Origin of the sequence: Mesorhizobium sp. M0185 (assembly GCF_040322175.1) — a bacterium.
GTDB lineage: Bacteria > Pseudomonadota > Alphaproteobacteria > Rhizobiales > Rhizobiaceae > Mesorhizobium.
Genome location: NZ_JAMYSY010000095.1, coordinates 1 through 7,987, shown reverse-complemented (window position 1 = coordinate 7,987; position 7,987 = coordinate 1). Strand labels below are relative to the sequence as shown.

Below are 7,987 nucleotides of genomic sequence, written 5' to 3'. Positions count from 1 at the left end.
AGCGGCTCGTGCTGCGGCTCAGCGTGGTGGAACACCTGTCCAAGATCGCGCGCGTCGAACGTTTGGCCGCAGACTGGGCAGTAGACGAAGTGCTTCGAGTCGTCCTCTACCGGCCCGTCATACGGCTTGCCCTCATAGCCTGTCGCGATGTTGTCGGTTCTAATCCGGGCATCGACAAGTCACAGGAGCGGAAGAAGCTCGAACGCCGAGGCTTTACCCCAGCCAGATCGACGCCGAGATCAGCCGCTATGCGACGGCGATCAGCCGCATCCTTCGCTCTCAAAAGCAATATGGCTCCACACCGGATAGTGCCGCACGACCGAGGGAGCAAGCATATCCGTCCGCGAAGCGGAACGGAGTGGGGGTGTGGGGCCTCAGGCCCCGCGTTTTCCTTCTGTTGGCGCTAACGCCGCGCGCGCGATGGCAGCAACATGCAGCGACCAGTAGCGCTGTCCGGCTTGGTAGGTGCGAGCGTTCAGCGCGGTTGGTATGCTGCGAAGACGTAACCTTGCACCTCGACTAAGGCGATCGGTCCTTTGGGAACAGTGCCGTCGGTATGGAAGATCGCATCGGCACTGTCCTTCCAGCCCTGATTGAAGAGGCCCGTATGCGCAACGATCGCCTTCAAAGCCAAATCGTAGGTGATAGGCTGGTCGCGCAGCCATGGTGCTCGCGACGTCCTGCCTCAACCGCGCAAGCGCATCATCATCGCCGGCGAGCGACAGAGCCAAACCGGGAGCGCTTATTCTCCACGGAGCACCGGGCATTGTCTGGTTGTGAAGACGGTGCTTGATCACCAGCCGCCTGAGTGTGTCTTCGCTTACGTTGTAGTCGTGCCTGAACAGATCAATGGCCCTCTGGACCGTGATCGCCTCTGCCCGTGGGACGTAGAGCGGCCGAAGCCGTTCGCCTGTTTCTGGCGCTGTTTTGACAGGGAGCGCATTGGTCATTCGGCCCATCGCGCTTTTCTGCGGCCCGCCGTTTCGCCCGACATCATGGAACGATATCGCCCCCCATGTATTAGAAACCCATGGACACTATGGAACCCCACGGCCACGGGATGGCGGCCGATCTTTTGACATCGGAAGTTGCCAATGCCAGGCAGCGCATCCACCGGACCGAGCTCGCGCTTCAACGCACTGAAGAAATACTGGCCGAAAATCTCGCGCTGTGCAGCAGGATACGAACTGCGGTCGAGGCCGCAGACCGCTTGGTGAAGATCAATCCCCCCAGCTTTGAAGGACGTCGCGCGGGTTGAACTGGGCCGGCGTTTCATTCGTCGCGACCTTCAGGCCACCCGGCGCCACCGCTCGCGCTCAAGCACGGCGGCAACCGGTCGATAGACGGCGAGCGCGGCTCATCGTGCGCGGCCTGGTGCTCGCGAGGAACCTGTCATCGGGCATGCGCTCCACTGCCTCGGCGACATGCGCGAGCGACTGGTCGATCCAAGCGACGGCGGAACGAAATGCGTCAGCTTTGGTCATCCGGGACCGAATAGTCTCATTTGCCGATAGCGATCCCTCGTGAGGCGCCGGAGGTGCACATAGAGGATGCCGGCAAGGGCATGCCCCTGATGAACGCGGCCGCGCAGCTCATTGACGATCGCCATGTATGCGCCGAGCGGGATCGCGGCGAAAATCTCGAGCACGGCGGCCATGCCCTGCTCCACTAGGTCCGGACCGGCCAGCAGCAAGTCAGAGACGACCGTCAGGCTGCTTTCTTCGGTGAGCGCGTGGTTCGCCGCGGCCCTCAGCCAGCAACCGTGCATGCTCAGCGCCATGATTGTCGATCAGCCGGCGGATGGAGCCGACGGCGCGCGTCTGGCCCTCTTTCGGATAGCGGCCCTTGGGGACGATCTCTACGTGGAATTCGCCACAGAGCGCGTCAACTCGCGGGTCGACGTAGAGTGCAGCTCCGCGGCTCCAGCCTTCTCGCGCAAGCATTCGGCGTCTCCGCATGATCGACGCACGATGTTTGCACAAATGTAATGGCCGCTGCAAGAGTGATGCACGATGGACAGTGATGGGGCACGCGTTGACGAGATGTCAAGCAGTCAGGATTTTCGCTTCCTTGGCGGCGTTGAGAAATGCCACGCGCGCTATCTCCGGTGCGCTGCCGCCGCCGAGCACCTTCATGCACGCCATGCGAGCCTGGATGCGGCGCCCGGTTTCTCCAATGGGCCAGCGGTAAAGCAGCATTTCGGCGGCTTCGCGGGTGCTCGAAACACTGACTTTGCCCGAGGACAGCAAAACGGTCACGGGCTCTTCGAACGTGCCGACGTCTCGTTCGCAGGTCATATGCTGGTCTCCTTTCGCAATCTCCCCAAGACCTTACGGGTGAACCATCCGTTCCGTTGCGTCACGTTTGGCCCGGTGGGCGAACATTCTGTGAGGATGGGACCTCGTCCAGAGCGCGGGCTTGATCGCTCAGACTAGACTCGCCAACCCGTTGCGGTCCTCAAATGGCGAGAACCGTCCTTATCGTTACGAGCCCGCTATGCCTTGGTCAGTTGCCGGCGCTGAGATCGGAGATCGAAGTCAATACTCATTTCTGGGGATGTCCCTTTGCAGTTAATTATGAGAATCGCATGTCAATCATTTCAGTTGGTTAGCTGTGCGCTTAATTTGAAAACGTGCACTATCGCGGTAGGGACGCCCCATTACTGGGCGCCCCCCCGCTCAGATCCGAGCGAGCCCGATTCGAGCACTCGGCTCCTACCTTGGGTGGCTGACGGCGAAGCGCGCATTGGGCCACGGGTGAAGGATGCGTGGTTTGGGGAGCCAGTCGTCGGTCAGCTTCGTCATGCGGGCCCAGGTGAAGCCGTCTCGTTGGCTGCGCCGCCGAAGCGTCCGCCGCCAGAGATCGGTCACATGGTGCCGGAACGCCGAGAGCGCCCCGCCATTCGTCGGGACCGCATAATAGGCGAAATGACCTGTCACGACCTGCCTCAGCCACTTCCCCTGTTCGGGGATGGGCCAATGCATCCGACGCCGCAGCTCCGCCTTGATGTCCTTGAGCTTCACCCGCATGCGGTCGCCTCGGGTCTTCCGCTTAAGCAGGAAGCGCCCCTTTCGCGATTTACCGCAGATGAAGGTAAAGCCCAGGAATGCGAAGGTCTCCGATTTGCCGAGCCCGCGTTGCTTGCGGTCGACCGCCGCGAAGCGGCCGAACTCAATCAGGCGGGTCTTTTCCGGATGGAGCGACAGCATGAACTCCTCAAGCCTCGCGCGCATCGCATCGAGGAAACGACGGGCGTCGCCCTCGCGCTCGAAGCCGACGATTACATCATCGGCATAGCGCACGATGATCATGTCGCCGGTGGCCTCGCGCCGTCGCCAGCGGTTGACCCACAGGTCGAAGACATAGTGCAGGTAAATATTGGCCAGAAGCGGCGAAATCACCGAGCCTTGACCCGTGCCCCTGTCATCTACCGTCACGATCCCATCTTCGAGAATGCCCGCCTTCAGCCATTTCCGGATCAGGCGGATGATGCGCTTGTCGCCGATCCTGTGTTCCAGGAAGCGAACGAGCCAATCCTGGCTGACGCTCCCGAAAAAGTTCTGGATATCGGCGTCTACAATCCAGTTCACCCTCCGCGTGTTGATCGCTACGCACAGTGCATCCAATACATCGTGCGACCCTCTACCGGGCCGAAACCCGTATGAGAAGCCGCAGAAGTCGCCTTCATAGATGGCATTGAGCACCATGACGGTTGCCCCTTGGACGATTTTGTCTTCCAGAGCGGCAATCGCCAGCGGCCGCTGCTTTCCATCTGCCTTCGGTATAAACGTCCGGCGAGACGGTTGCGGGCGGTACGCTCCCCGATGAACCCGTTCGTGCAGGTCCCTGAGCCGAGGCTCAAGGTCTGTCTCGTAATCCTGCCACGTCATGCCATCCACCCCGGGAGCGGCCTTGCGCTTGAGCACGTAGAACGCCGTCCGCAGTGTATCGACATTGATGTGGTGGAAGAGCGCGGTGAACTTCTCCTTCTTCCTCAGCCTTGCGGCTTGCCGTACGCGATCCAGCGACTGGGACATGCGAGCCCGGCTCCGTGTCCGGTGCATGTGTTGCTGTTCCGCGTTCCCCTTGGTCCCCGGCCTTGGCTCCACCAGCTCCGCCGCCGGTTGTCCGGCTTTGTTCGTCGGCTTCGCAGCTACTATGCCGGAGTCAGACTTCTCTGGATCGTGCATCAACGGCTACGGCTCCTCGCCTTCCCGTTGCGGACCATCCCCCCGTACTCCTGGGGCGTATGGCCAATCCAGAGATCTCCCGGTTCCCGCACAAGGAGCTTCCGCACATGCCAGGGTCTCAGACCACGCCGGATCGAACAGGCGCTCGCGAAAACGCGCCCGTCCATTTCGCCTTCCGCTAAATTAACGGCGTCGGCATCCGGAACAAATTCCCTTTCGTGGCTCAATGGCTGGCCTATGCACTCCCCTACCGACGCTTCGCCGGCATCCTCGCGGATGTCTGCGCACGGCTCGGGGCCGATGTGGATCGCTATTCCTTCATCGCAGTGGACTTCCACCACCTACTCCTTGCCGGTCTCCCGGCGCACTAAATTGAGAATCCGGGCTGCCCCATTCTCGCAATTAATCGCCAAACCTAACCGAAGCGACCGCATTCTCATCATTAACTGCCAAGCGACACTACGTTACAGTATCGTCGGTTGAAGTCGGAGCGTTGAAAATTTATCCCTCACGCACAGTTCTCGAATTTACGATCCTCGTTCTTTTGCTACTCATGGCGTATCGGATCGCCTATCTTGTTGCGCGGAGTATATAAGCGCGTCCAAGAAATGCAGGGCCGGCGCCAAGGGGCAAGCGCCCATAGGAAAGCCCGCTGCCGGTTCGACAGCGGGCTTACAGGACACCCTTGGAGTGTGCGGCTACATCCACGACCACATACGATCATAATCCACGATGAGCGGATAGTTCCCGACAATCTCCACCGGCCCGACTGCATCAGTGATTTCTAATAGTTGATGCTTGCGGCAGGTGGTGCCCTCCATCGCCTGCCGAAGATCGGTGTCCTCCGATCGGCCCGCGTCAAGTCATGTCGAAAAGGCTGTAGGCCAGCGCAGAAAGCAAATCGTTGGCGACTGTTGGCAGCTTCGCATGGATGCTGATCACTACAGCGACGCTCATCCCGGCGAAGAGCGAATCCAACTTGTCTTGGATTTCAACGATGACGTTGAAGAGATGATGATCGCTGCCGGTATCGATGAAGAGAAGCGGCTTAGCTAGATTTCTTCCAGCGCGCCGCAGCTGCCGTTCTGGCAATCTCAGAGCGCTGTTCTGGCGTGAGTGCTTTGAGGCGGGCCTTGCCACCGATAAGCCCGCCCTTGCGGGCACTGGCGAGTGGCTTCTTGTCCTCAGTCTCGCCTGTCGCCAGATCGACAATCGACTTCGCCAATTGGTTTGGGTCGCGCGGGCGCTTGGGGGCTTTAGGTCCGGTTGGCAACGTCATCCCCCTCCACGGCACGCTCAAGATCATACAGTTCGGTCAAAGTGCCGTCGCTGGCGTAAATGCTGAATTTGATATTCCCCGCTTTGAGTTCGCGCGCTTGGCTTACGACCTGCCTGCTGGACAAGTCGTTGATCACTAGGACGTTCGGCTCCTTGCCAAGTTTTATGGAATAACTCACCGTCCTGCTTCCCATGCGTTTCGCTAAGCATATAGGAGTTCGGCCCGAACCGCGACAAGCGCGGCGTCAAATTTCAAACTGACCCACTACCCGATCTTGCAAGCGAAGAACTCGGCAAGGCGACGCTCGATGAGCGGGTGATGGCAGCGATGCGGCGGGTGCCGCGGCATCTCTTCGTTCCAGCCCCGGTCGCCCCTTATGCCTACTAGGACATGCCGCTGCCGATCGGCTTTGATAAAACCGTCTCGCAGCCCTTCGTCGTCGCTCTCATGACCGATTTCCTTGCACCGCAACCGCACGAGGCGGTACTCGAGATCGGCACCGGCCTGGGCTACCAAACCGCAATTCTCGCGGAGCTCGCCGGGCAAGTTTGGAGCGTCGAAATCATCGAGGAATTCGCAAGCCATGCCGAGGCTCTCCTGCAGGGGCTCGGCTTATCCAATGTCGGCATTCGTGTCGGAGACGGGTCGCGCGGCTGGCCTGAGCACGCCCCATTCGACAAGATCCTGGTCACGGCGGCGGCTGAGCAGACACCGCCGGGTTTTCTGAAGCAACTCAAGCCGGGGGGGACGGCTGGTTCTGCCTTTGGGATCTGAAGAAGCACAGTTTCTGACTATCATCGACAAGGATGCGGCAGGGCAGCTCGGGACTCGGAAACTCATCCCGGTTCGGTTCAGCCGGCTCGAAACGGTCTAATGAGGGGTGCGGCTGCGCGGAGCCGTGCTGGAAGATCAGGATAACGCGCGCCGCATCGATCACACGGGCGCTGAATGGCATCGCCGATCTTTTGACGTCCATGCCCGCTACTCGTGGAGCACGCCTGCAGCCACCGGTCGCAGCCGCTGGCGATCATGCCGGCGCGGTCGTATTGCGCGCTTCTCAAAGACCCTTATCCAGCCTACTGTGTGCCTACCAGAGGGCAAATGGGTCGCTGATCTGGGAAATGACGGCCAAAGGCTCAAGGAATTCGCCCAGTGGCCAACACGTGGCGGGCAGGAGGTAACGATGGATCTCAAGGACAGGCGCATCTGGTACGGCGTGGTAGCCGTGATCGTGGTATTGGTCGTGATTGCGTATGCGGCTGGTTGGTTTGGCGGCACACCGATACCAGCGCCGCAGCAGTGAGAGCGATCGTCATTCTCGCTTGGTGGCAGCTGACTGGTCAGTCTCTAAAGGTCGAAGGAAGGGATCCGTGATCGGCTGTTACGCTGGTTCGGCTACCATCCTGACGACGCACAGCCTGGACCGTTTTTGAGCGCAATCCGCAACACTCCGCCATCGAGCCGGGTAACTTCGACAATGGTTTCGACGCGGACAAACTGGGGACTGTCAGGATTCTGTGCGCGAGGCCGGTTTCGTCATTGGCTGACGAACCTTTCGCCGAAGACGACGGCGAACTGGACCTTTGCCTCGAACCATTCGCGCGGCGGTCGTTTCCATTCCTCGGCCGCATGGTTCAAGACCAGATATAGCAGCTTCATGGCCGCGTCGTCGTTGGGGAAGTGTCCACGTGTTCGAACGGCGCGGCGCAGCTTCGAGTTCAGCGCCTCGATGGCGTTCGTAACCGGTATGATCATGACGGTGCCATCCGATCCCCGCTGGAGATGAGCGATTTTCGGCTTATGGTGCGACCATCCGGGACAGGGGCACCGGGAGCACGCCAAGTGCGGGCAGGCCGATGTATTCGATGAGCTGCGAGCTCGCGTTAGTAGCTGGCCGCCCCTGCGACCTGCCCGGTTGCGCCGAGAGCGCGGATCCGTAGGTGTCGCGTCGCCCGCCGGCTCCCGATTGTTGAGGAGAGGGAGCCGATGAGACGTGTGATTGGAATGGACATCCACCGCACCTTTGCGGAGGTGGTGGTTTGGGAAGACGGCCGGCTGCGCCATCACGGACGGGTCGACATGACCCGCTCGGGACTGGAAGGGTTCGGCCGCAGTTTGCGACGGACGGATGAGGTTGTCGTCGAGGCCACGGGCAACGCCATGGCGGTGGTGCGGGTTCTGTCGCCCTATGTTGGCCGGGTGATTGTCGCCAACCCGATGCAGGTGAAGGCGATCGCCCATGCCAGGATTAAGACCGACAAGATCGATGCCGGCGTTCTGGCGCAGCTCCATGCCAGCGGCTTTCTGCCGGAGGTCTGGGTACCTGACGAGCGGACCGAGCGGCTTCGCCGCCTCGTCGCGCGGCGCAACCAGGTAGTTCGGCATCGCACGCGCGTGAAGAACGAGGTGCATGGCATCCTGCAGGCGCACCTAGTGCCGAAGTGCCCGCATGCCGATCTGTTCAACAATCGCGGTCGCGCCTGGCTCGAGCGGCAGGTGCTTCCCGACGACGAGCGGG

The 7,987-nt window shown here is 60.8% G+C and carries 8 protein-coding genes and 2 pseudogenes; 3 read left to right on the top strand and 7 right to left on the bottom strand.

Features of this window, described 5'->3' with window-relative positions:
• Positions 1–475: 475 nt before the first annotated feature.
• The gene (locus NKJ20_RS33405) at positions 476–628 is read right to left on the bottom strand and encodes a hypothetical protein (protein WP_352749858.1); all 153 of its coding nucleotides are present in this window, start codon (positions 626–628) and stop codon (positions 476–478) included.
• Positions 629–1,060: 432 nt separating this feature from the next.
• Here NKJ20_RS33405 and NKJ20_RS33400 point away from each other — a divergent pair, with 432 nt between their 5' ends.
• Entirely contained in the window at positions 1,061–1,258 is a 198-nt protein-coding gene (locus tag NKJ20_RS33400; protein ID WP_352453840.1) for a hypothetical protein, read from the top strand.
• Between the two features lie 222 nt (positions 1,259–1,480).
• On the opposite strand, the gene NKJ20_RS33395 is transcribed toward NKJ20_RS33400, so the two are convergent.
• The 5 genes from NKJ20_RS33395 to NKJ20_RS33375 all read right to left on the bottom strand — a co-directional run bounded on the left by NKJ20_RS33395 (position 1,481) and on the right by NKJ20_RS33375 (position 5,647).
• Complete coding sequence (locus tag NKJ20_RS33395) at positions 1,481–1,780, bottom strand: hypothetical protein (RefSeq protein ID WP_352749856.1); 300 nt, start codon at positions 1,778–1,780, stop codon at positions 1,481–1,483.
• A gap of 265 nt (positions 1,781–2,045) precedes the next feature.
• Positions 2,046–2,297 (bottom strand): DUF982 domain-containing protein, encoded by a 252-nt coding sequence (locus NKJ20_RS33390; protein WP_352749855.1) that lies wholly within the window; start codon positions 2,295–2,297, stop codon positions 2,046–2,048.
• Between the two features lie 417 nt (positions 2,298–2,714).
• Complete coding sequence (gene ltrA, locus NKJ20_RS33385) at positions 2,715–4,037, bottom strand: group II intron reverse transcriptase/maturase (RefSeq protein ID WP_502902848.1); 1,323 nt, start codon at positions 4,035–4,037, stop codon at positions 2,715–2,717.
• A gap of 1,011 nt (positions 4,038–5,048) precedes the next feature.
• A complete protein-coding gene (locus NKJ20_RS33380) occupies positions 5,049–5,330 on the bottom strand; it encodes a hypothetical protein (RefSeq protein ID WP_352453888.1) in 282 nt (93 codons plus the stop codon).
• A gap of 116 nt (positions 5,331–5,446) precedes the next feature.
• Positions 5,447–5,647 (bottom strand): hypothetical protein, encoded by a 201-nt coding sequence (locus tag NKJ20_RS33375; RefSeq protein WP_352453889.1) that lies wholly within the window; start codon positions 5,645–5,647, stop codon positions 5,447–5,449.
• Between the two features lie 92 nt (positions 5,648–5,739).
• Between NKJ20_RS33375 and NKJ20_RS33370 the strand changes: the two are divergent.
• Positions 5,740–6,343, top strand: a pseudogene (locus tag NKJ20_RS33370) (protein-L-isoaspartate(D-aspartate) O-methyltransferase); the annotation flags it as partial.
• 662 nt (positions 6,344–7,005) lie between these two features.
• On the opposite strand, the pseudogene NKJ20_RS33365 reads toward NKJ20_RS33370, so the two are convergent.
• Positions 7,006–7,221 (bottom strand): annotated as a pseudogene (locus tag NKJ20_RS33365) (transposase); the annotation flags it as partial.
• Positions 7,222–7,455: 234 nt separating this feature from the next.
• Between NKJ20_RS33365 and NKJ20_RS33360 the strand changes: the two are divergent.
• The coding region (locus tag NKJ20_RS33360; protein ID WP_352749851.1) for an IS110 family transposase at positions 7,456–7,987 on the top strand (532 nt) is incomplete at its 3' end.